General features: G+C 43.9%; 21 protein-coding genes and 4 tRNA genes. 4 read left to right on the top strand and 21 right to left on the bottom strand.

What is annotated here, in order from left to right; genetic code table 11:
- Positions 1–76: 76 nt before the first annotated feature.
- The 3 genes from DESMER_RS20370 to DESMER_RS24085 all read left to right on the top strand — a co-directional run bounded on the left by DESMER_RS20370 (position 77) and on the right by DESMER_RS24085 (position 996).
- Positions 77–152: transfer RNA gene (locus DESMER_RS20370), tRNA-Thr, on the top strand.
- Positions 153–532: 380 nt separating this feature from the next.
- Entirely contained in the window at positions 533–664 is a 132-nt protein-coding gene (locus tag DESMER_RS24800; RefSeq protein ID WP_014904960.1) for a hypothetical protein, read from the top strand.
- Between the two features lie 185 nt (positions 665–849).
- Positions 850–996 carry a hypothetical protein gene (locus tag DESMER_RS24085; RefSeq protein ID WP_014904961.1) on the top strand — a complete coding sequence of 49 codons (147 nt, stop codon included), beginning with the start codon at positions 850–852 and terminating at the stop codon, positions 994–996.
- 137 nt (positions 997–1,133) lie between these two features.
- Here DESMER_RS24085 and DESMER_RS20375 read toward each other — a convergent pair whose 3' ends face one another.
- The 18 genes from DESMER_RS20375 to DESMER_RS20460 all read right to left on the bottom strand — a co-directional run bounded on the left by DESMER_RS20375 (position 1,134) and on the right by DESMER_RS20460 (position 17,696).
- Positions 1,134–1,430: a hypothetical protein gene (locus DESMER_RS20375; RefSeq protein ID WP_014904962.1), complete on the bottom strand. Its 297-nt coding sequence runs from the start codon at positions 1,428–1,430 to the stop codon at positions 1,134–1,136.
- Positions 1,431–1,658: 228 nt separating this feature from the next.
- The gene (locus DESMER_RS20380; protein ID WP_014904963.1) at positions 1,659–2,906 is read right to left on the bottom strand and encodes a DUF5667 domain-containing protein; all 1,248 of its coding nucleotides are present in this window, start codon (positions 2,904–2,906) and stop codon (positions 1,659–1,661) included.
- Positions 2,907–3,209: 303 nt separating this feature from the next.
- Positions 3,210–3,285: transfer RNA gene (locus DESMER_RS20385), tRNA-His, on the bottom strand.
- Positions 3,286–3,300: 15 nt separating this feature from the next.
- Positions 3,301–3,377: transfer RNA gene (locus DESMER_RS20390), tRNA-Arg, on the bottom strand.
- Between the two features lie 121 nt (positions 3,378–3,498).
- Positions 3,499–3,575 (bottom strand) — tRNA-Pro (locus tag DESMER_RS20395).
- Positions 3,576–3,738: 163 nt separating this feature from the next.
- Entirely contained in the window at positions 3,739–4,338 is a 600-nt protein-coding gene (locus DESMER_RS20400; protein ID WP_014904964.1) for an XTP/dITP diphosphatase, read from the bottom strand.
- Complete coding sequence (gene rph, locus DESMER_RS20405; protein WP_014904965.1) at positions 4,335–5,060, bottom strand: ribonuclease PH; 726 nt, start codon at positions 5,058–5,060, stop codon at positions 4,335–4,337. The genes DESMER_RS20400 and rph overlap by 4 nt, the downstream gene beginning before the upstream one ends.
- A 605-nt stretch (positions 5,061–5,665) precedes the next feature.
- The gene (locus tag DESMER_RS20410; protein ID WP_014904966.1) at positions 5,666–6,601 is read right to left on the bottom strand and encodes a hypothetical protein; all 936 of its coding nucleotides are present in this window, start codon (positions 6,599–6,601) and stop codon (positions 5,666–5,668) included.
- A 334-nt stretch (positions 6,602–6,935) separates the two neighbouring features.
- A complete protein-coding gene (locus DESMER_RS20415) occupies positions 6,936–7,625 on the bottom strand; it encodes a heparan-alpha-glucosaminide N-acetyltransferase (protein ID WP_014904968.1) in 690 nt (229 codons plus the stop codon).
- Positions 7,622–8,269 carry an O-methyltransferase gene (locus tag DESMER_RS20420; protein WP_014904969.1) on the bottom strand — a complete coding sequence of 216 codons (648 nt, stop codon included), beginning with the start codon at positions 8,267–8,269 and terminating at the stop codon, positions 7,622–7,624. The genes DESMER_RS20415 and DESMER_RS20420 overlap by 4 nt, the downstream gene beginning before the upstream one ends.
- Before the next feature lie 608 nt (positions 8,270–8,877).
- On the bottom strand, positions 8,878–10,098 hold the full coding sequence (locus tag DESMER_RS20425) for an HD domain-containing phosphohydrolase (RefSeq protein ID WP_014904970.1): 1,221 nt from the start codon (positions 10,096–10,098) through the stop codon (positions 8,878–8,880).
- Between the two features lie 34 nt (positions 10,099–10,132).
- Entirely contained in the window at positions 10,133–11,380 is a 1,248-nt protein-coding gene (locus DESMER_RS20430; RefSeq protein ID WP_042334054.1) for a globin-coupled sensor protein, read from the bottom strand.
- A 91-nt stretch (positions 11,381–11,471) separates the two neighbouring features.
- Positions 11,472–11,858 (bottom strand): hypothetical protein, encoded by a 387-nt coding sequence (locus tag DESMER_RS20435; protein ID WP_014904972.1) that lies wholly within the window; start codon positions 11,856–11,858, stop codon positions 11,472–11,474.
- 42 nt (positions 11,859–11,900) lie between these two features.
- On the bottom strand, positions 11,901–12,647 hold the full coding sequence (locus DESMER_RS20440; RefSeq protein ID WP_014904973.1) for a nitrite reductase: 747 nt from the start codon (positions 12,645–12,647) through the stop codon (positions 11,901–11,903).
- Positions 12,648–12,903: 256 nt separating this feature from the next.
- Positions 12,904–13,125: a hypothetical protein gene (locus DESMER_RS20445; RefSeq protein ID WP_014904974.1), complete on the bottom strand. Its 222-nt coding sequence runs from the start codon at positions 13,123–13,125 to the stop codon at positions 12,904–12,906.
- 108 nt (positions 13,126–13,233) lie between these two features.
- On the bottom strand, positions 13,234–13,791 hold the full coding sequence (locus DESMER_RS20450; protein WP_014904975.1) for a Fe-S-containing hydro-lyase: 558 nt from the start codon (positions 13,789–13,791) through the stop codon (positions 13,234–13,236).
- Positions 13,788–14,648, bottom strand: coding sequence for a fumarate hydratase (locus DESMER_RS20455; RefSeq protein ID WP_014904976.1), 861 nt, complete (start codon positions 14,646–14,648; stop codon positions 13,788–13,790). The genes DESMER_RS20450 and DESMER_RS20455 overlap by 4 nt, the downstream gene beginning before the upstream one ends.
- A 300-nt stretch (positions 14,649–14,948) precedes the next feature.
- Positions 14,949–17,696, bottom strand: a complete 2,748-nt coding sequence (locus tag DESMER_RS20460; RefSeq protein WP_014904977.1) for a cell wall-binding repeat-containing protein — start codon at positions 17,694–17,696, stop codon at positions 14,949–14,951.
- Between the two features lie 534 nt (positions 17,697–18,230).
- Between DESMER_RS20460 and DESMER_RS20465 the strand changes: the two genes are divergently transcribed.
- Positions 18,231–19,142: a hypothetical protein gene (locus tag DESMER_RS20465; protein ID WP_014904978.1), complete on the top strand. Its 912-nt coding sequence runs from the start codon at positions 18,231–18,233 to the stop codon at positions 19,140–19,142.
- A 71-nt stretch (positions 19,143–19,213) separates the two neighbouring features.
- Here DESMER_RS20465 and citG read toward each other — a convergent pair whose 3' ends face one another.
- From citG to citC, 3 genes are all read right to left on the bottom strand, one after another.
- Positions 19,214–20,107: a triphosphoribosyl-dephospho-CoA synthase CitG gene (citG, locus tag DESMER_RS20470; RefSeq protein ID WP_014904979.1), complete on the bottom strand. Its 894-nt coding sequence runs from the start codon at positions 20,105–20,107 to the stop codon at positions 19,214–19,216.
- A gap of 236 nt (positions 20,108–20,343) precedes the next feature.
- Positions 20,344–20,880 (bottom strand): citrate lyase holo-[acyl-carrier protein] synthase, encoded by a 537-nt coding sequence (gene citX / locus DESMER_RS20475; RefSeq protein ID WP_014904980.1) that lies wholly within the window; start codon positions 20,878–20,880, stop codon positions 20,344–20,346.
- A 3-nt stretch (positions 20,881–20,883) separates the two neighbouring features.
- Positions 20,884–21,960 carry a [citrate (pro-3S)-lyase] ligase gene (gene citC / locus DESMER_RS20480; RefSeq protein ID WP_014904981.1) on the bottom strand — a complete coding sequence of 359 codons (1,077 nt, stop codon included), beginning with the start codon at positions 21,958–21,960 and terminating at the stop codon, positions 20,884–20,886.
- Positions 21,961–21,995: the final 35 nt, after the last annotated feature.

A 21,995-nucleotide genomic window follows, 5' to 3' on the forward strand; every position in this document is an offset into this window, starting at 1 on the left:
AATGGTCGTAATTTCCTCTATTTAACATTGACCAAATCAAAGAGTCTTGCTACAATAGTCCTTGTCCAAAACACATGCCGATGTAGCTCAATTGGTAGAGCAGCTGATTTGTAATCAGCAGGTTACAGGTTCGAGTCCTGCCATCGGCTCCAGTTAATTTAATAATCAGTAGAGGATAGACCTTAGGGGTTTCTATCCTCTATTTTTCTATTCCTTTATTTGCAGTTTCCATTTTGTATCTTAGCAAAGGAGTATTCTCCCGCCTGGTTTTTATATTCATTGCTTTTCACCCCCCTTAAATTATTTCACCCAAACGTATAAGGCTTTAAGAGAAACTATAATTCACAACGAAACCTAAAGATATTGCGCATGCCTCCGGACGCGGAGGTTTTTTTGAGATTAAACATCAAATTTAGATTTTAAAACTTTCGCTGCAATTTACATCTAACTAATTACATATTTTAACTGGTATCGCTTCGACATAAATCACAAAACCTAAACTGTCAAAATAACATACGAGGAGGTTTTGTGAATGTTTGGCATAAAAAAGAGAACTAGTAATCCAAATAGTTTGTTTAGTCCACCTTCGTTATTTCTCCATGCCCTTACTATTGGAGCTGCGGTTTGGGTAGGCAAAGCTTGGGGAGATAAAGACGATCTTTAGGGTTAACCTCCCCTACCTAACCTTCAAGGTTATACAGCTAGGATAGATGTAATGACTTAAGCGTCATTACAATGGCAAAAGACTTGGAGAATCCCGAATGATGGAATATTGGGGGTAAAATAAACTTGGAAAACAACCGATTATATTTTACCCAGACTAAGAAATTAGCGTAAAAGGAGAGTATTATGGCAACTTTAGGCAAAGAAAATAATTTTAAATTTGTACCAGAAGGAAACGCTCAAAAGCCTCAAATACTAACACCAAAAACTAATGTAATCGCTAAAAAGACGGATGTTTTAAATAATGAAAGTTCAGATCCTAGTCATAGTTGATTGTTGTAAGGGACAGCCTTGGCTGTCCTAAAATTTATCCCCCCAACCCCTTAGCTGCCTCTACAATAAGCAATAAGCAAAAAGCAGAAAAAGCGGTAACTAAAAAGAACCGTTTAAAGCGGTTCCATGAAAGGTCGTCAGCCTAAACTCTGAATCAACCAAAAATATTCAAAGATCAAAACCATTAGATCCACTCCGATTAAAACCAGTAAGTTAGCCAGCCAATTCTCGGGATATTTCCAAAAGTAAAACATAATATTGAATAGGATAACGGCGGCTGAGCAGACACCCCAGCGCATGTACAGTCCTGGGTCATTTGAGAATAGGTGAATGAACCATATCACTGGGATAAATAAAAAGACGCCTAAAAATGTAATTATTGAGTAACCGATTAAGCGGCGCAAATCGTCGGGACCGGGCTTTGCTTTACCCATGGTTTCTCCCCCTTCACCCTTGATTTTATGGGATAAATAAGTATATCACGAATAATCTGGAGTTTGTAATAACTCCGTTTTTTGAGGAGAGGCTAAGGTCTTACCTACTAAAGGCTTAGTTGAGACATTCAGAAAAGCGACCTAAAAGACTTGCTCTTAGGTCGCTTCCATTTTTCCGGTAAATTTTATTTAGCAGGCATTCACTTATTATCCCTCAGATTTTTGTTTCTAATGCTTTTTGTTGTCACTTTTTTCTTTAGCCTTATCATTTCCATTGTCAGCTTTTTTGTTCTGCTCTGTCTTTTCCTTCTTAGAGGATCTATCAACAGTTGATGAAGACTCTATACTAGCAGGAGCAATTGTTACAGATGTTGGCTGAGTATTGGCCAAGGAAGCTTCTTGAGAGGATGCAGGTTCAGTCACAGTCACTTCGTTTGTTGAGGCCTGATCCTGGCTATCCTCCTGTTCAGCATCCTCTTGATCGTCCTTTAGCTGGAGCTTTCCGTTTTCTTTAAGTGTCTTCTTAAATTCTTTCAAGGCAACCTTAGCTTCTTTTTCTAAAGCTTTGTTATGTGCTACACCTCTGACTTCTGACTCTGTTGAATCATCGCCGGTTCCCGCTGCTGTCTCTTCAGCAGCCACTGCATTGCTTCTAGCCTCTTGCTTCTCCATCTTTGTAACCGCTTTTTCCATAGAACGTACTACATTAAGAGCCAGCTTTTGAGCCGCCTGGGGAGGGAGTTTTTCGAGCAGATTACCTAATACTTTTATGTTGTTTTGATTGACATTCGTAAGAGCGATTGTCAGCTTTTGGGCCTCTTCTGAGTCAGGATCTTCAATTTGCTCTAAAAATTCCTGAGCCTTGGTGATTTTGTCTGCGTACTCTGTAAAAGCCTTCTCAGATTCTTCGGCTTCACCAGCAGTCATCAATTTCTGAGCCTTAGCCAGCTTCTCCAATGCCTGCTCCTGAGTCAACTCGGCCTTATGAGCGGGATCAAAGGTCAAAGCCAATTTGAGTTTACCTATAAGCTCTGATAACCAATTGGCCGGATCAATTGCGTTGCCGTCTGCATCTACAACAGTCGTCGATTCGGTATCTTCCTTATCAGTGTCTTGATCCTCGGAATTTGTTGCATCCTCACTATTAGTGTCCGTATTATCGTCCTGGTCGGTTGTTTCTGTACTTGTATTATCTATTGCTGATACGTCCGTACCTGATTCATCTGTACTTGTGGTATCTGCGCTTGTGCTTTCAGTGCTATCTGCATCCGCACTCACTACGTCTACGGCCGTTGTCTCCGCAGTTGTGGATTCTGTAGTTCCTGCACTTGTGGTTACGGCATCTGCACTTGAAGTGGTCTGGGCAGACGTTTCAGCTAAGACAAGGGTCGCGCTAAGCGGAAACGCTAAAAGTGCTGCTGTGACGGCAACAGCAAGTTGCTTCTTTAATTTTTTCCCTTTTGTGATTGATTTCAATGATATCTACCTCTTTCGTTATAAATCTTGAATAATGCGCACCTTTCATAATATCTTTACGAAGCCAGAACTATTTTTAGGGGGGTCAAAAAGAAACTTGGCCATTTTACGTCTAACATGAGGGAATTTAACAAGTTAAAGAAAGGACAGATTCTTAATATGCATAACTAAGAACCTGTCCCCTTGTAAAATAAAGTGGCAGCCTTGTTGGCCTGGATATTGTAGAAAGTCTGCGCTAAAAGCTAACTTTCTAGAAAACATAAAAAAACACCGAGAATTAATTCTCGGTGTGCTTTTTCTTTATGGGGTGGGTGATGGGGTTTGAACCCACGAATGCCGGAACCACAACCCGGTGCGTTAACCACTTCGCCACACCCACCATAAATTTGTTTGTTGGTGCGCCTGGAGAGACTCGAACCCCCGACAACCTGCTTAGAAGGCAGATGCTCTATCCAACTGAGCTACAGGCGCATCTTAAAAGGGCCAGCTCAAACTCCCAGGTCTACAAATTTACAGCTTATCGAGTACTCCTATTGTCAAACAACAGCTTGTACCACTATAAATTTGAACCTCGAACTTCGTCTTGAAAAAATGGTCGGGGCAGAGGGATTTGAACCCCCGGCCTCCTGCTCCCAAGGCAGGCGCGCTACCAAGCTGCGCTATACCCCGTTGGTGACTTGATTAGTATAGCTCATCTTTAAGGTTTCGTCAAGAAAAAAATCAAAAAAAGTTTTAAAAAATTTAAGAGTCATTTTCATCTGCTTTTTCGGCTTCCCAGTGCCTAACCCGAGTCGTTATCTTCTGGAGTAGAAAAGCGGTGCTTATGCTTAGGCTAGCTTTTACCCTTTAGAGTTTGAAGGATGGGGATTGCTTTACGGAATGCCTGGGCCCGGTGACTGAGGCGGTTTTTCTCGCTCAAAGTCAGCTCGGCCATAGTTCGCTGATACTCCGGCACAAAAAAGAGAGGGTCATAACCGAATCCGTCCCTTCCACGGCGTTCAGTTAAGATTTGTCCTTCGACAGTGCCCTCTGTAAGAAATTCTTTTCCATCCGGAGTTGCTATGACTAAGGCACAACGAAAGCGAGCCTGTCGTTGGGAATCAGCAACCTCTTTCAACTCTTGAAGCAGCTTATCATTATTTCGCTCATCATCTTTAGGTTCTCCCGCAAAACGGGCAGAATATACACCGGGGCTGCCAGCTAAGGCATCTACCTCCAGCCCGGAATCGTCGGCTAAGGCTATTAAACCGGTTTTCTTAACCGCGGCTTTCGCTTTGAGGGCTGCATTGTCTGCGAAGGTTATTCCGTCCTCCTCGACATCTTCCCAGTCTTCAATATCTTTTAGCGAAAGCACTTCAATGTCTGCGTCTCCAAGCAGTTCTTGGAGCTCTCGAATTTTCCCCTTATTCTGAGTGGCCAATATTATTTTCATACAGATGTCTCCGCCGCAGCTTTCTGAGCATCCATTAGGGAACGTATCCCCTTTTCAGCAAGTTCTAAAAAATTATTCAGATCCTCGCGATCAAAGGGAATATCTTCTGCCGTTCCTTGGATCTCCACGAACTTTCCTGCACCTGTCATGACAATATTCATATCCACTTCCGCCTGAGAATCTTCTTCATAGTCTAAGTCTAAAACTGCATTTCCCTGAACCTTACCCACGGAAACTGCAGCTAAGCTATCCTCTATCGGATTTGTTTTAAGAAGTTTCTTATCCAGCAAATATTGAACTGCATCGACTAAGGCCACATAAGCTCCGGTAATTGCCGCTGTTCGGGTTCCGCCGTCCGCTTGGAGGACGTCACAATCAAGCCAAATTGTACGTTCGCCAAGTTTCTTCAAGTCAATAACCGATCGCAAAGCACGACCGATTAAACGTTGGATCTCCATAGTTCGGCCGGTGAGCTTGCCTTTACTGGCCTCACGCTGAGTCCGAGTTTGGGTTGCGCGAGGAATCATGGAATATTCTGCTGTAACCCAGCCTTTCCCTGATCCCTTCTGAAAATGCGGTACTTTTTCTTCGACGCTGGCAGTGCACAAAACCCTGGTTTCTCCGATCTCTATAAGAACCGAACCTTCGGGGATGTTTGTAAACTTTCGAGTGATTTTCACCGGACGTAAATGATCATTTCCTCGACTATAAGAACGTTGCATATTAATACCTTACCTTTCTACGGCAGTCTTTTATGTCAATATTTAGTTTATCAGAATCAGAAGAGAAACGCTAATCGCAAGGCTTTAAAAGTAAAATTTTTACTAATTTAAGCCAGACTCACTTCCTTGCCCTACCCAGAAAATGTCCCAAAGCATTCTTAACGAATAGACCCGAAAGAAGGGCGGCTTCGATCCACAGAAGTGAACCCATTGCATGGAGAGGCGGTAAAGCCTACAAGGCTTGGGCGGGAAGCGAGCCACAGGTCCCCTCTCGCCGTCCTGCAAGTAGGCTAATTCGTGCGAAGACATGTCTTTTAAGAAGGGTAATCCGTGCGAAAACAGTGTTTTCGTGGGCTACGGGGACACTCGGCCAATCCACACTGCAGGAGTATGCTTAATATGTTTGCAGTGTGGCGATAAGCTCGTCCGCTTATCGTCATGGCCAGCGGTTCACATCAGGTATTACCCAGAGGTTTGGCAGAGCTCCCGCCTAAGCGAGTAGGCCAGCCTCGGAATGCTGGGTGTGCGGATGTGGGCGAAGCCGCCCTGCCCCGAGCGACCCTATTTCCATCCTCCAGCATCCCAAAGCTAGACGCACCCACTTCTTAACGCAGGGACTGCCTAGCCACACTTGATAAATCCAGTGACCGAGCCGGTGTTACTTCCTCCCCGACAATTCCGGCGATGGTGTAAAGCTGAGCAATCGGGTCAAACCTAAATTCCTTTAGTAGATTAAAACCTTTGATTTCACTGGAGCGCCGAATATGAATTCGAGGACCTGTACAAGGATAAAGCATTTCCCCAACCCGTATGTGATCGTCATTGGCAAAACAAATCGGTAAGTCTGCCTTGATTAAATCCAGAACTCGTTGTTCCACCAAATCCAAATCAATATCGGGTTTCTCGGGCAGCTCTAGGACAAAGCCGTGTTTTATGTCACTATGTACTTCCGGCTTTGGCAAACCCATTTCTTCCAAAATCATCGATGTAATGTCCTCAGCACTGTGGGCCATGCGCCGGTACTTTATAGAATCAAAGACAATGTCCGCTATACTTTGGGGCTCCGGACCGAAAACCGTTGGCCGGGTTACGATTACTTCCTCCCCCACTCCAATCATCACTTCGGCATTCATTTCCAGTTGAGGGTAAACCAGGTCAAAATGCTCAACAACCACACGACGCCCTTTAGATATTGCTTTCTGAATCGCTTCAGCTATTTTCCAAGGTTGAGTAAACGCCGACTCAAATCGAACATCTAAGTGATAAGTGTGAGAACGAAAATGCCCCCGGTCTGCATCATCCATCAGGGGTAAAGGCCGAATATTAATCCCATCGTCGTCATTGGTGAGCTCTAATCCCGGAAACATTCCGCGAATAAGCAGGGATTTCCCAGCCCCGGCATCCCCGACAAATCCTATCAGCTTATCCTCAGGACTTAAATAGCGTTGAGAAATATTTGTCCCCAAAAAGAGGAGACGCTTCTTTCCTCGAGGAGCAAAGTAGACTGCCTGCATCAAATGTTCATGAACAAACATGGCCATATCCGTGACTCCCTTCCTATTTCCCGAAAATCATTGGTTAGTCCTAACTGAACGAATTACTAAAAAAGTCCGATCAAGTGATTCCTGGCTTCCGATGGAGTTTGCCTGAGAGGAATGCTTACTCCAGCTGAAGCTAAGAAGAACCTATCCAGGGACGTAGCAGCCGTTATCTCCTCTTCACCGCTAAAGTTGTTCTCTGTAGTTTGCAGTTCGGCGAAAGCAACCCGCGCCGTTATGCTTTTCTTGGGTGCAGGCGGCTTGGGCGAAACCCTCACCCGGGTTTCGTACTGGATGCTTTCGTACTTATAGAAGATGGGAGTCTTACGGCTGGTAGTCATCGGATAAATTTAAAACCGAAAATGACAAAGAGAATAATGGGTTGATGCACCAAATAAATCATTAAAGAATTTCGGCTCAACCAGATAATAGGCTTAGAGTTGAGCTGCAAAGCGAATACAGGCTCTGATTCCTGAGCATAAAAATGCCGATAAGCAAGAATTCCTAAAAAAGTCGCACTGCCATAGGGTAATAGAGGGTAATAGTCAATCGACCCAAACCCCTTATATAAGAGACCAAAGGGAATCAAAAGACTTGTTTCAACCAGTACCTTTTTAAACCATAACCCCAGCAAGACAGAAGCACCCGCAAGTGCCCAAAGAATCGAGGAAGCTAGAGAGTATAAAAATGGTGCTAAAATCATTGTTACACCTAAGAAATGAAGAATCCCAAAGCGTACGTACATATCTCCCAGCGCTAAGTAAGTTACTCCCGTAATCCCCATCCCCAAAAGCAATACCTTAACTCCTCTCCTGATGGGAGATCTGCTAAAGCCACTGGCCAGACCTGAAAGAAACATAAAAAGTAGGGCCGATGTTTTTCCGAGCAGAAACCAAAATGGGTCTTGATAGTTAATCTTAACACCGGCAAACTCTCTCAAATCATAAACGAGATGAAATATAACCATTAAAACTATGGCGATTGCCCTCAAGAGATCAATTTCTCCAAAACGTTGCTTAGAAGTCATGTATCTATCCGCCGACTAACCGACACTCCATCACCAAAGGGCAATACTGTGGTAGAAAAATCCGAGTTGGAAGACAGCTCCTGCAAAAATTGCCGCAACCCACCCACCATACGATCATATTTAGAAGCAAAGCTGCTTCCCGGCACGACCCAGCCCCGAAAGAGGACATTATCCACCACCAGCAGTCCCCCCGGGGAAATTAATGGGTAAATTAAATTTAAGTACTCTAAGTATTCTCCTTTTGCTGCATCAATAAAGACAAAGTCAAACATTGAATCGAGGGTCTTTAGAATTTTCCGAGCATCCCCTTCCAAGGCAGTGACATGATTAGTAAGTTCCGCACGTTTAATATATTCCTGTGCTCGAAATAAACGATCCTTATTCATATCAATGGTGGTAACATGCCCGCCGGTCTCTTTAGCTGCCCGGGCTAACCAAATTGTCGAATAACCAATTGCAGTCCCCACCTCTAGAACAGCCTGTGCCTTACTCATATGTACCAGTAAATTGAGAAAGTTGCCAACCATAGGGGTCACAACCGGAATTGTTTCTCTTAAAGCCTGTTCTTCCATTTCACGCAACAGAGGATCCCGTTCACCTAACAGTGTTTCCAGATATTGTTCCATTTCAAAAGGGTAAAACAAGCTAATCTCCCTTTCCTGACTGTTTCATTTCATTGCTACTATTTTTGCCTTTCTCCCACTTTATCATAAATCATTTCCAAAAGCTTGGAAAAGACATAAAAAACATCCTTTCAAATTTAATAAAATTAAACTGAAAAGATGATATCATAGAACGAAATAAGGCTTGCTAATTTAGTGAAAAGTCTAGACTTCTCAAGGGTTTACGGGTAGTTTCTTAGTGAACTCGTTCAGCTAAAGCTGAACATCGGGGCTTCGGTAGGGGATTCTACCCCCACCGAAGTGGAAATCGGAACACTCACTTATAGATGCGGGAGTCTCGGATTGATAACTATGCAACTGAAAAACAGCCTTTGGCGTCAGAAACCTTAAAATCAAATGGTGCATCGATGCACCATTTGGCCTCTCTTCCCTGGCGGGGGAGTAACTCTCTCATTCAGCCAGCCATTTGAGCCACTCTTTTACAGATGTCTTTTCATACCGCTATAGGATATGCAAACCCCAGAGAAGCGTGCGGGCTATAGAGCTAATAAAAAATCCGATTGGGTCAAGTTAATTTGCTCTGCGTTGTAAGACCGAGAGCTGTGTCACACGAGTCCCCTAGTTTCCCCCTAAAGTACCCGTCTAGCCACTTTAATCAGACCCGGATCCAATATCGTCCCCATTCCGCGCTCAATTATAGCTAGAGCCTCACCTGAACTCATAGCAGGTCGATAAGGTCGATCCTCAGTTAACGCTGCAAAAATATCGGCGATTGCCATTAAACGGGCACCTTCATCAAGATCTTTTTCTCCCAAGGCGAAGGGATACCCTCTGCCATCAAGTCGTTCATGATGATGAGCTGCCCATTCTACGATACGTGTAGGCAAGCCTGCTTCAGTCAACAAGCGGTGTGTATAATATGTATGCGTCCTGATTATATCTACTTCAGCCGGATCAAGAGATCCGGGTTTATCTAAAATCTTCCTGGGAATTGATAGCTTGCCCAAGTCATGTAGTAATCCTGCCACATAAATCTCATGTAACCGTATTTCTTCCCATCCGACCCCTTTAGCTAAACGTTCAACTGTTGTGGCAACCGAACGAGAGTGACGTGCTGTAAACTTGCTTTTTTGGTCAATCAGATCAGCGAAGGTTTCCGCCAAGCGATAAGTGAAACTAATCTCTAATTCCCGAGTGGCTGGCAACGACCACTGATCAAATAAGAGTCCTAGGGCTATTTGTAGCAGATCCGGCTGCTCTAAATCTAACCAAAAGGCCTCTTTCTTAGCAACTTGCCTAAAGGCCTGCGCTACTTCCGGGAAAAATAATGTCCCCGTTTGATCATTAATCCATTCAATAATTTCTTCTCTCTGTCGACGACTGGCTAACTTCCGTTTTAGCATAAGATCCACTTGATCCGATAAGGACAAAATTCGGGCCATTATGGTTACTTCTTCGTTCGGAGCACCTAAAGCACCGTACATAGGATCAGGTGTTTCATGGTGATGTTTAATTGCATTGGCCAGGGTTTTGCCGGAGGGAAAACGCTCTACAATCAGAGCGCCGGACAAACAATGTCTCTCGAGGACATGTCTGTTCCCGTTATATTCACCGAAGTATCCGAATGCCCCTATGTCATGAAGCAGTCCCGAAATTGTAAGATGAACAAGCTCTTGCTTGTTGAGCCCCAGGAAACGACCAAGACGCATGGCAATATAAGCAACTCGTTCTCCATGTCGCTCTCCCAAGGTAACATCCAAGCCTCTTTCAATTTCTTCATCGATCAAACCCAGATCAAGTGCCCGGGAAAAGCTCCACATCTGTCGAATGTAGAAAGCATCTTCAAACAATTTTGCTGACCTCCCATTAGACTAACTACTGATGCTAATCGCGCAATCCCATTTGCGCAAGTGATGTTGCTGAATTAGCAACGTCTTCAGATGCCGCTCCAATTTGGCTGGCGGTAAAGGATAAAGCATCAATCTGTTGAGCGATTCCCTGTACTTGCTTGATGCTGGCGTTGATGGCAGCCATTATTTCCCCGAAACGATCTACTACTTGCCCCGCCTCTGAGGCAGCGCCCTGCATGGCCTCAGTTGTCTGGGCAATTGAGTTATTTACGGCAACGGTATTTTGTTTGGTTATTGTGATTAAGGCGCTGATTTCTTTAACGGATTGTTCAGAGTGGTTAGCGAGTTTTTTGACTTCCTCAGCTACTACTCCGAAACCTCTGCCGCTATCCCCGGCCCGAGCCGCTTCGATAGCCGCATTTAAGGCCAAAAGATTAGTTTGAGAAGCAATCTCCTTAATCACATCTGTTACAGAGGCTATCCGGGCAGAACTTTTATCAAGTTCGCTCATTTTATCTTGCATTTCAGCAGTCATACCGGCCAAGCGCAAAATTGTGTCCGAGATGGCTTGAATCTTTCGAACCCCCTCTTGAGCCAAGACATCCACCTGACGGGAAAATTCTGCCGCCTCAGAGGCATTGCCCGAGATTTGAGCGGTTGCTTGATTCATTTCTGCTGCCGAGGCTGCAGTTTCTTCCGAGGTTGCAGCTAAAGCTTGGCTGGCTTCACTAACACTGCGTTGTAAGCTGTCTATTTCTGTTAAAGCCTTCTCTAGCTCAGCCTTCTTGTCAATTTCCGTCATATAAGACTGGATATAACTAGCCATAACCACTTGCTGGTCAAAACTCAGGATGCGTTGAAAGGCTAAACTAGCCCGAATGGCCAGGTCAGTTTTCTTACGATAGTGTTTAAAAATCCGGGGAATAATCTCGTCACAAAACGCTTGATTGGCGCTTAAATAGTAAAAGGGCGGCAAGTTAATTCGACTATGAACTTCCCCGATCGTAACTCTCCACTGCAAAAACTCTTCATCAAGCTTATCGGGAAAGAGTGAAAACAAATACTTTTTCATAGTCACTTTCAGCTTTTCTACCGAAGAAAATCGGTCAATGATTGCTTTTAAATTCGGTAAAGTCGTTACATGAGCGTAGAAATTGCGGATAATTTCTTCAGAATCTTGCTCAATAATTGGTCGAATCTCTTTGAGAAGGGTCAACTGTTCTCCATCAATTCTCAGTAATCTTACAGCTTCATCCAAACTAAATTGATGCAAATTTATCAATTTATTCACCCTTTCTATGCCCTTTTTGAAATCCGAAGACCTTATTCTTGATCTCAATACCGGGATTGATGACCGTCTTTGTCTTTAAATGCTATTGCATTTCCTTATCTTTTTCCGTTATATAATCTTTGCCTTCTAAAATAATTCCCAGAGCAGTTAATACAACATTAACTGTGCAGAAAGCGTCATGCTCGTCGGTGGCACAGTTATCGCAGATACTTTGCACCTCAATGAATGCTTCTTGCAGGTCTATATTTTTATATCGTTCAGGAATTACCGGAACACTGCGGAACATATCCAAAATATCCTCAGGAATCTTGTCTGAGAACTTCTCCCCGGTCTGAGCAGATAAACTCAAAAATTCCTTGGCCATAAACAATTGACACAGCACCGAACATTTACATCCATCTGCACAGGATTTATCCATTTTAGTAAAGGCTTTATAAGCACTAAGCTTACTGAATCCTTGGTTTGCCATATTCTCGCTCCTTTCTTAAGTAAGCAGACACTTACATTAGGCCTAGTTGCTTAGTAATTCTTCAACCTTAGTTTTAAATAATTCAAGTCCAGTCTTCTCAATAACTCGATAAAGACGAGCTCGAGGGCCGAGTTCTTCCTTGTATTCCTCAGCCTTTGAGTTATAAGTATCCAAAATTCGCCTTACGACAGGGATCACCTGTTCTCGTGGGATTCCTTTACGGATTAAGACTCCGTGTACAGGATCCATTCCTGACTCTTTGCCGCCAAGCCAAAGAGAATATTTTCCTCTGGGCTCAGCCATCAGTCCAAGATCGTTGCACTGGACACCTGTACAATTTCGAGGACAGCCCGAAATCCCAATTTTAAAATCCCAAGGGAGAATCGTTCCATAAAACTCTTCATCCAGCAGCCTGGCCAGCTCTAAAGTATCTCCCCGTGAATTCGAGGAAAACCCCTTACCTGGGCAGGAAGTAATATTGCGAACACTTTTATGCAAATTTGCTACCCGAAGCCCCACCTCTTGAATCTTCTCTAAAGCTTGAGCGACCTTTTCTTTAGGAATAAGCAAAAGCGAGGTCATCCGGCGGGTGTTCTTGATAACTCCATCATCGCCTACGATCTCGGCCAAAACACGCACTTGCTTGCCGGTTAAGATTCCGCCGGGAGAATTAACAATAACAGCAAAAACTCCATTGGCTTGTTCCTCAATAGCCCAATGAATTTCACTTGAACATTCTACTGATTCGCCTGTCCATTGATAACTAATATCTCGTCGAAGTTCAGTCACAAACAAACTCTCCTCTAACTACTTTAAAGTAATTCCTATATGCTGTACATTTCTAGGCGACTCGACGAAATCCTGCAGTAAACCCTAAATTATTTATTCATAGTTTTAATCAATTTGCCAAACAGCCCATAATCTAGAAGGATGATCAAAGCCCGATACAAGCAAAAGAGAGAGCCTAACAGCTCTCTCTTCCTTAGATTGGAACTCATTCATATGTTCTTTCCACAAAAATTATTTAAGTTCTTGTGTAAACGTTTTATCCTGCACGCCGACGGATAATGGAATGTGATGATAAGGTACGAGCATATGATTCTGGTTCAGGCTTAGTTTCCAAGCGTTCTACCGATCCATCTGACAACACCTCATAGATTTTAACAACTCCATCGCCTTTCGTCCATTCATGGCAGCACTCTCTGCAGTAATAACGTTCACGGCCAATCCGACCGACATCTCGCGCTTCACATAGCGGGCAATTCATACTCAGCATCTCCTATCAAAGGGTTTTTGCGGTATCTTAATGAATATCCTTATTATACCGCAAAAAACCCTTCTTTTGCCCCTTATAATTGTGAAGCTTTTGTGATTGTTACACTCTTCTGTATTGAGCTTTTCCAAGATCATAGAGATTATTGCCCTCGTGATCAATGATTACCATAACCGGGAAATCTTTAACCACTAAACGCCGTACCGCTTCAGGGCCCAGCTCCGGGTAAGCGATAACCTCTGCTGATACAATCCGTTTAGCAATCAGTGCACCCGCGCCGCCAATTGCCCCAAAGTAAATGGCCCCATGTTTCTTCATCGCTTCAATCACTTCCGGCGAGCGAAGACCTTTACCGATCATCCCGGTTAATCCTCGTGAGATAAGCTTGGGGGAATAGGCATCCATGCGTCCGCTGGTGGTTGGCCCGGCGGAACCAATCACTTGCCCTTCTTTAGCCGGTGTCGGGCCTACAAAGTAGATAATTTGATCCTGCACATCAAAGGGCAGTTCTTCCCCTCGTTCTATGGATTCAACCATTTTCTTGTGGGCTGCATCTCGCCCTGTATAAATAACCCCATTAATCAAGACATTGTCTCCGACTTTTAGGAATCTGAGCTTCTCTTGGGTTAGCGGCGCTTCAATTCGGATAATTCCGTTCACTGGGCATTCCTCCCTTGTAAGACGATTTCCTTATGCCGAGTGGCGTGACAGCCAATGTTTACTGCGACAGGCATTCCGGCAATATGGGTGGGATATACTTCTAAGTTGACCGCCAGTGCGGTAGTAACTCCGCCAAACCCTTGGGGCCCAATCCCTAAGCGATTGATACGATCTAATAACTCTTCTTCGATCTTGGCCAGACGTTCCTCAGAATTATGCTTGCCTACTTCTCTTAATAAACCTTTTTTAGCTAAGAAAGTAGCTTTTTCCATGGTTCCGCCTACACCCACCCCCACAATAATGGGAGGGCAGGGATTTCCACCTGCGCGATCAACGGTGTCCACAACAAATTGCATCGCCCCTTCAAGTCCTTCGGAAGGCTTACACATCTTTAAGCCACCCATGTTCTCGCTGCCAAATCCCTTGGGAGCCACTATCAGGCGTAATTCCTCACCCGGGACAATATCGTAATGAATAACTGCCGGGGTGTTATCACCGGTATTAACCCGATCAAAGGGATCTTTGACAACAGATTTGCGCAAGTAACCTTTATCATACCCACGCCGAACCCCTTCATTGATGGCCTCGGTCAGGCCTCCCCCCACTACATGGAGGTCTTGACCAATACTCACGAAGAGTACAGCCATCCCTGTGTCTTGACACATGGGAACTCTTTCCTCTTTAGCAATTTCTGCGTTCTCGATTAGGCGTTCCAGTACTTCTTGACCTAATGGAGAGGGCTCCTCCTTTAAAGCTTGCTGAAACCCGGCCATTATGTCAGAACCCAAGTTGTAATTTGCTTCAATACAAAGATTTTCCACGGCAGAAATTATTTCTTCGACAGTTATTTCCTTCATCTTGCATACCCTCCTCCATGATTTTCTTCAATGTTTTTACTTCATGCTTTTTCTTCATTGGAATAGATACCGCCACAAGACACAGCATCTTCTGAATATTCTTAACACCTGTTTTTATTTTACACTCATCCCAAATAAATGCAATAGCTTAAAGAAAACCCGGCTTCGCCGAGCCTTAAACGCATACTCACAAATGAGGCGAAACCGTTGGTTGCCCTTATACTTTCTGGTAGTAGAACAAAAGGGCTTCGAATAGCACAATGCATCCGAAGCCTTTCATTTGAGAAACTGAATAATGGTTTAGTCAGGCAAATCCGTTTTAGCATAATCCATTGCTGAGTCAGGGCTTGAGCCGGCACTGTTTACCGCTCTTACCTTGTAATAATAGGTTGTATCCGCCCATAAGCCTGTATTCGTATAACTGGTGGTGGACACTGTGGCAATATGAGAGTAGGTTCCGGAAGATGAGGTGGCACCGTAAACATAATAGGATGTAGCATCACTCACTGAATCCCAGCTTAAATTTATTTGACTGGAACTTACTGCAGTTGCCTTTAACCCTTTCGGAGCGGTTGGCGTATCGTAATCATCATAATCTTTTTGATCAATGTTGATTAGAATACTGTTGGGTACAACAACTATTCCTCCAAAAATAACTTCTTTCTTAATACTCCTAATCTTGCTCTTAAAGAAGTTAATGGTAACCGGATCTACAGGATCACTGACTAAAAACACAGGGGAATTTGTTATAGAGGCTAAGGCGGCCCCGGCTAGGGCATCGGCATAGTTTTCCCCGGTTGATACATAACATGTGCTGAAATCGAGTTGATCCGCAAATTCTTTAATAATACTTACATTTGTATCATACCTGGTATTTCCGCTCAATCTTCTGGGAGAGGGAAGTTGTTTAAGGACATTATCACTGATGATCCCTGTCCCTCCCACTACATAGGTGCTTTGAACATTCTTTTCTAAAAACCCTTCGATGTTTGCAGGCAATTTATCTTTGGGGGTAAGCAAAATAGGCATGCCTTTCATGGCAGCTATGGGCGCAATTGATAAAGCATCGGGAAAGGTTTCTCCACTGGCAATCACCGCTTGGTCAAATTCCCCCATTGCCTGGGCAATTTTGATCGATGTGTCGTATTTATCAGTCCCGGCGATCCTGGTTACCCCAATCCCTAGGTCTTTGATACTTTGCTCAACTCCAGAGGATATAATACCTGTTCCACCGATGATAATTACTTTTTTCACCTTTAAACGTTCAAGCTGAGTCTTTGTTTGTTCGTGCAAACTATTCTTAGTGGTTAGTAATAAGGGAGCGTTATATTTTTGGGCCAGAGGAGCACTGCATAAGGCATCCGAGAAGTTCTCCCCGCTTACGATAACGGCATAGTAAGAAGTGGTCCATCCTGACTTAGCAACTTCTGCAGAGGTTCCATACATATCCTCGCCGGCTAAGCGATCAGACTGGATATCTGAGGAAGGTTGTGAAGGAGTAGTAGTGCCGTCTGTCTTAGCAGTGGTTGCATAAGCACTGGAGGAATAGCTGCTGCTGCTCCAGTTGTTTACAGCAGTGACTTTGTAGTAATAGGTAGTATTCGGTGACAAGCCGGTATCGGTATAGTTCGAAGTCGTTGTTGACGAGATCTTGGAGTATGCTCCTGAGGAAGTCGTCGAGCTATAGACATAATAGGATGTTGCTTCACTCACGGAATCCCAATCCAAATAGATTTTGCTGGAACCCTCGGCCCTTGCGGTCAGATCTGTAGGTGTGGATAGATCTGACTCGTCAGATTTATCAGTGGTTGCGTAATCTCTAGAAGAATATTCACTCGTTTTTGAGTTCCTAACAGCCTTAACTTTATAGTAATAGGTGGTATCTGATTTCAAATCACTGTCTGTATATTTTGAGGATGTCGCTGTCGCAATCTTAGAGTAGGTTCCCGACGAAGTCGTTGATCTGTACACATAATAAGATGTTGCGTCACTGACTGAATCCCAATCCAGATAGATTTCGCTGGAGCTCTCGGCCCTGGCCGTAAGGTCTGTTGGGGCTGACAATGAGTCATCTTCGTCGTCATCTTCATCAGAATCCAGGGTCTTGGCATAGTCTTTGGAAGAATATTCACTTGTTTTTGAGTTCCTAACAGTCTTGACCTTATAGTAATAAGTGGTGTCCTCGTCTAAATCACTGTCTGTATAACGAGAGGATGTGGCTGTGCCAATCTTAGAGTAGGTGCCCGATGATGTGGTTGATCTGTAAACATAATAGGATGTTGCCTCACTGACCGAATCCCAATCCAGATAAATTTCGCTGGAGCTTTCGGCGGTGGCGGTAAGATCTGTTGGGGCTGACAATGAGTCATCTTCATCGTCATCTTCGTCTTCGTCTAGGGTCTTAGCATAGTCCTTCGAAGAAAACTCGCTTGTTTTTGAGTTCCTAACCGTCTTGACCTTATAGTAATAAGTGGTGTCCTCGTCTAAATCACTGTCTGTATAGCGGGAGGATGTGGCTGTCCCAATCTTAGAGTAGGTACCTGATGATGTGGTTGATCTGTAAACATAGTAAGATGTTGCCGCACTGACCGAATCCCAATCCAAATAGATTTCGCTGGAGCTTTCGGCGGTGGCGGTTAGATTTTTTGGTGCTGACAGGGAGTCATCTTCATCATCGTCATCAGAGTCCAGGGTAGTTTCAGAGGTTCGAGAAGAGTAGGCGCTTGTTGTACCGGCACTGTTTACTGAAACTACTTTGTAATAATAGGTAGTTTCCGATCTCAAATCGGAGTCTGTATAACGAGAGGTTGTGGTTGTGGCGATCTTGGAATAAGTACCTGACGACGAAGTTGCCCTATAGACATAATAGGATGCTGCGTCACTGACAGAGTCCCAATCCAAATAAATTTCACTGGAGCTTTCGGCACTGGCCGTAAGGTCGGTGGGTGCTGAAGGAATACTCGCCGCAAGGGTTACTTTCGGGACTATTAGGACAGCAAAAAAGAAACAAAGTACTAGGGTTAATAATCTCAGACTGTTTTTTTTCATTAATCTACCTCCTATATAAGAGTTTTTTCTCATATCTTCCCTAATATGCTTTTTCTATGGTTGGTTGAAATCAGAATCCTCCCCGTTTCCCGCTTACTTTTACTTTATTCTTTTTATATCTTCATAATCCTTCCTGTGGAAGAAACTATTTCTTTAGGAAGTGAGAAATAGTTAAGTTTAATTTTTCAGTAGACTTTCAGTTAAACCTCAGCTACATTTCAGAGTCTTATTGCATAATAACATTGTCAAAAGGAGGTGAACGCTTTTTAAACCATTCCGCTAGCTACTGCTTCGTTCCAAGAAAATCCAACCAGCAATGTTTTAACCTTAATCATTTCACGATTATTCTCTATTAAGGTAACTCTATAAACCAAAAATCCCCCGTGATTTTCTTAGCTTTGTTACTACATAAGGAATCATTTCAGTGGGGATCAAAACCTTACCCTCAGATTAAGTACGTTTATTGTAAATATTTGAACTTGCACCTTATAACTCGTAACTCTAAAACAACACATTAAAGGAGGCCCCTAAACTATGAAAAAAGCTCAAACAATCTTAATAGCCACAGCCCTTACCACCCTTTTATCGGCATCTGCAGTATTGGCAAACCCTATGAACTTTCAAGCTCCAAATTCTTCTCAAGTTAAGTCCGAATTTAATCATAATGCCAGAGGAAATGCCGGAGGGTTTAAGACTGTTTTGGATAATCTTGAAACTTCTGGAACCCTTACTCAAGACGATGTTACTGCTATCCAAGCCGCTCTCGAAGCTGCAAAGCCTTCGGATTCTATGTCTGGGGAAAAGCAAAAACCTACCAAACCTAATGGGAATAGATTTACGACGATTTTCGATAGCCTTGTAACTTCCGGGGCACTCACTCAGAGTCAAGTTGATGCCATCCAAGCTGCTCTTGAAGCGACCAAACCTGCAGAACCTGCTGCCGGGGAACAGCCTGCCAAACCCAGCGGTAACAGATTGGCGACTGTTCTCGCTGACCTTATGACATCCGGAACACTTACTCAAGACAACGTTGATGCCATCCAGGCTGCTCTCGAAGCAGCTAAACCCACGAATTCTAAAACCGGTGAACAGCCCACCAAACCCAGCGGCAACAGATTTAAAGCTATATTCGCTGACCTTGTGACTTCCGGGTCACTTACTCAAGACAAAGTCGATGCGATCCAAGCCGCTCTCGCAGCTGCTAAACCCACGGATTCCGGGGAAAATCGGAACCGAGGTAATGGTGGGTTTAAAACGGTCTTAGATACTCTAGTAACAACCGGTACTCTTTCTCAGGCCCAAGAAGATGCCATTAAAACAGCCCTCCAATCAGCTAGACAAAAAGGTAACAACGAGGGTGGATTGGAGACTATTCTGGATAGTCTCGTAACAGACGGTACACTGACTGAAGATCAAGTAGAGTCAATTATTGATTCTATGAATTAATTACAGATACGATCCATACTAAAAGCAAGGCTAGGATTTGACTCCAGCCTTGCTTTTTTGCGTCTTAATGATTATCTTCCATTGAAAAGGTCTTCTAAAAGAGCCACAAAAACCGTAACTCCTAAAAGATCAGCACTTCCACCCGGGCTTATCCTTCTTTGACGAAAGTCTTTATCCAGATCGTCAATGGCTTTACTTCCGGCCGGTGTTTTCATACCGCCAAGAGCAATGATCCTCACGGCTCTTGCCTGCACTTCTCTTAAGGTTTCCATCGAATGCCTATGTAAAATATTCGTATCTTCACAAAACTGCATAATGGCTACCAAGGTTTGGATTAACCTGGAGTTTAGGCTCAAGTCACGGTTTTCCTGATAAACATTTAAGGCTATATCAAAGACAATGGGTAAGCCCCGTTGTACTTCTCCACGGACACCTTCAACCTTGTGGGTTAAATAGAGCCTTTCACCATGAGTCAGCGTTGTAGGATCTGTGCTTGCCAATTCTTGGTTTCTGGCACTTAATTCCCCTTCCACTAACCCTTCAGTCATAGCTTGAATAATACTCCGCAGGGAGGCAAAGCCAGCCCCTGAGTATAAGGCCTTTCCGGCTGCGGCACAACAGATTCCCAGTAAAAAAATTGTGCCTTTATGAGTGTTAACTCCCCGAGTCTTAGCAAACATTCTCTGCTCACCTAATCGTCCGATGGATCTTATCTTTTGAAATATTTCCTTCGGACTCTCGGGAGAAAGACCTGCTTGGGCACACTGAATCAGGGGACTTATCAAGGCTGAAGCACTGTCTAAAAACGTAAAATAATCCATGTCGCTATGAGCGCCGGTTGAAATCGCAGAAACTAACCCCGGCGACGGATGACAGGAAGCCTCATAGAGAATTGCTTGTACGGCCAGACTGGCTATCTCAATTGCTTGCGCCTTAAAACTCTCGGTTCTTCCTTCTCTCTCCATAGTTTGAGCTCCATTTTCTTTTCTTTGATCGGTAAGCTAAGACATTTGAGGGTTTCAGGACTATCGATCTTATTCGTTTCTATGTTTCATGTTTCATATTTGTGTTTATTTTGTTTTATTTTTGTCTATTTTTTTGTTATCTTCGCTTTAAAATGGCTTAAGGTTTGTGTCAGTCGGTCTGACCATAAAGTATGGCCTTACCGTCTTTCTTACGCTCCCTCCAGTGTTTTTTGTTTTTAGATCTTAGCGTTTAGAGCCGTACTGACTTTTAAACCTCGATAGTTTCGAAACTTCTCTTCAATATAATGTATAACCTCATGTTCCGGATGCCTTCGTGCTCTTACGCAATGCTGGGCATAATCCTCGCATAGATAACATTTTCTCTTGGGGTATCCCAGCTCCTGCCGTGACACACTTCTCCCCGAGTGATCATAAACATCGAGATCCAAACATCGTCCCAGAACATGGTTTTCTTCGAACTCAACAGCTAATTTTTTCAAGGCAAAGACATCCTTTTGGACTACAGCCATGAAAATCGGCCCTTCTGCCCCTTGCCGCAATGTCTTATAAGCTAGTTTTAGCTCAAACATTGAGGATAGCAGCTCACCCATTTCCCGAATGATGGTCATGGTAAGCTCATTGGTCTTTTTAAGCCCCGGGTAGTTTACTCTCAGCGCTAAGAGAGGATTTCCATAACCTTTGATAAGCTGTTCAATTTGTTGAACCCTCTTCTCTCTGGCTTCGAGTAAATCCCCGACAGTATAGTTTCTCATAGCTTAATGTGGAGAGTGGGTTTGTCGGATTTTCTCCACTATCTCCCTTCCTGGGCTGGTGTCCAGAAATTTTAAGGTGACTTCAGGCAGAAGGTTGATCAGATTAGCCGCTTCTCCTTCCCTGAGCAGGCTTCTAACCCTTGAAGCACTAATCGGTTCACCGGCAAAGGGTATCCTCTTGACTTCTTCCAGCTCGACCCCGTAAATTGGCAGCACCTTCTTCAAAGTCTCATTATAGGCTTTTGTCACCGGACAATAGAGTTCCTCTCCAACATAGCGTTTTAGGATCTGAAAGCTGCTGCAAAAATATTTGCCAAATATCGAAGCATCTAACTCCGCATAAGCTTGAAGTCGTTCCCCTTCTTCTCTTAGGAAGTAGGCAGGAAAGGTAGCAGATGAGATTATATACTCTCCGCTTGGTATGATCTTAACATTAGGCAAATGCTTGGTTCCTTCAGTAACTAGGGCCAGCCTGACAGCAAAAGGGAACAGGGATTTGTCCTCTTCCACAATAAAGACAAGAACCTCTCGATGGTTACGGGCTGCTTCTTCAATCAAAAATTGGTGCCCCAGGGTAAAGGGATTGCAGTTCATTACCAAAGCTGCCCTTTCAGCAGTCCCAATATCATATGTAGTTTTTAGTTCCTCTAAATGCTGGCTAATATCATAAAATCCATTTTCTAAGAGGGCAACCCTTTGGTTCTGATGAATAAGCTTAAACCCCAGAGCCGAAAAAATCTTAACCTGGCAGGGATTGGTATACACAAAATAGTGATGTATCCCTTCACTGAAGAGTCTATCGATTAAGGCTGTGACTAAGGTGGCAGCCATCCCCTCTCCCCTCAGGTCATGGGCTATGGCAAAACACTTTAAAACATTTTTAGCCTTTGAGCAAGTAGCGACAATGGGAGCCCTCTCCGTCAGTGAGAACTGGGAACTTGGTTCTTCATCCCGTACAACGCAAGTATAGTCTACATCCCCCTCTAAGATTAGGCCGAATTCCCCAAGAAAGCTGTCAACCTCTTTCCGCTCCGCCCTATCCTTGAGATTTACTCTAGCGACTTGAGCACCATATACCATCCTTACTCTCTCCTTTTAAACCATCCCATCCTTTA

The organism is Desulfosporosinus meridiei DSM 13257 (assembly GCF_000231385.2).
Lineage (GTDB): Bacteria > Bacillota > Desulfitobacteriia > Desulfitobacteriales > Desulfitobacteriaceae > Desulfosporosinus > Desulfosporosinus meridiei.